Annotated in this window: 2 protein-coding genes; both read right to left on the bottom strand. The window is 64.3% G+C overall.

Annotation, left to right across the window (positions count from 1 at the left end; genetic code table 11):
- Positions 1-28 precede the first annotated feature (28 nt).
- The gene (locus ACYVGY_RS13630) at positions 29-850 is read right to left on the bottom strand and encodes an IS3 family transposase (RefSeq protein ID WP_460458043.1); all 822 of its coding nucleotides are present in this window, start codon (positions 848-850) and stop codon (positions 29-31) included.
- Positions 847-1,161 (bottom strand): transposase, encoded by a 315-nt coding sequence (locus tag ACYVGY_RS13625; protein WP_460458042.1) that lies wholly within the window; start codon positions 1,159-1,161, stop codon positions 847-849. Before ACYVGY_RS13625 ends, ACYVGY_RS13630 begins: the two co-directional genes overlap by 4 nt.
- Positions 1,162-1,214: the final 53 nt, after the last annotated feature.

The following is a 1,214-nucleotide window of genomic DNA, read 5'->3' as shown; positions in this document are numbered from 1 at the left end:
TGTAATGACCCAGCGGTTCCTGCACAGGTCAGGCCGCTAAAGCATACGCCTCGGCGGGTGTCTTCATGCCGAGCGCCTGGTGCGGGCGCCGGTGGTTGTAGAACTGGATCCAGTCGCCGATCGCGCGGCTGGCATGCTGCAGGGTTTCGAAGCGGTGCCGGTGCGTGCATTGCTCCTTGATAGTCCGGATGACGCGTTCAACCATGCCGTTCTGCTGCGGGCAGTGCGGGGTGATGAACTCTTGGCGCAAGCCGTAGCTGCGCACGAACTGCGTGTACTTTCGGCTCGTGAACACCAGGCCGTTGTCCGAGCGCAAAAGGAACGGAGCGGGCACACGGCCCAGCGTGCCGAAGCGGGCGATCAACGCCTGCTCAAGCGCGGCAGCGGCAGTGACGGCCTTGCCGCTGCGCGACAGCTGCCACCCCAACAGTTCTCGACTGCAGCAGTCGATCACCAGCGCCAGCGTTAGCCACCCGTCGCGGCCGCCCCAGACGCGGCACAGGTCGGTGGCCCAGCGCTGATCCGGCCGGGTCGCGACCGAGGGCAGCGCTTCGATCCGTGGCCGGTGCCCGACGGCGCGCTTGCGCACCTGCCAACCCTTTAGCTGAAAGATCCGCTGCACCGTGTTCTTGTTCATGTCGAGCAAGCCCGCCACCGTGCGGTAGCCGAAAGACGGCTCCGCTTCGATCAGCGCCTTGATCGGCTCGGCCAGCTCGGGCTTCACCACCGGCGCCGATTTGACAGGCCGGTAGTACTGCGTCCGCCGCGGCACCTCGAACCAGCGGCAAAGCTGGCTGATCGATATCTCAAACCCGTCATCCTTGAGTCCCTGCCGGACCGACGCGATCACGTCTCGTCCTTGCCCAACAGGGACTGCAATTTTTTTCGGGCGCGCAGCTCCAGCATCGCCTCGCCGTAGGCTTCCTGCAGGTCCTTGAGTTGGCGCTCGTACTGCTCGCGGATGTCCTCGGGCTTGGCTTTCAGGGCGTTCTCCATGCCGGCTTTGCCCTGGTCCAGCCAGTCCTCGACTTCAGACGGCGTCAGGTCGTGCTGCCGGCTGGCCTCGGCGACGGTCGTCCGCCCCTGGATGATTTCCAGTACCAGCGCCGCTTTCCGGCGGGCGGTCCAACGCTTGATCTCTTCTTCCATTACCGCGCTCATAGGTGTCTCCTCGATAAGGTTACACCTGAGCAGGAAATCACTGGGTCATTACA

The organism is Arenimonas alkanexedens (assembly GCF_054781355.1).
This window is presented reverse-complemented; position numbering and strand designations above follow the sequence as displayed.

Coding starts and splice junctions, on each gene's coding strand:
- ACYVGY_RS13625 (WP_460458042.1), bottom strand. CDS start 1,161: ATGAGCGCGGTAATGGAAGAAGAGATCAAGCGTTGGACCGCCCGCCGG.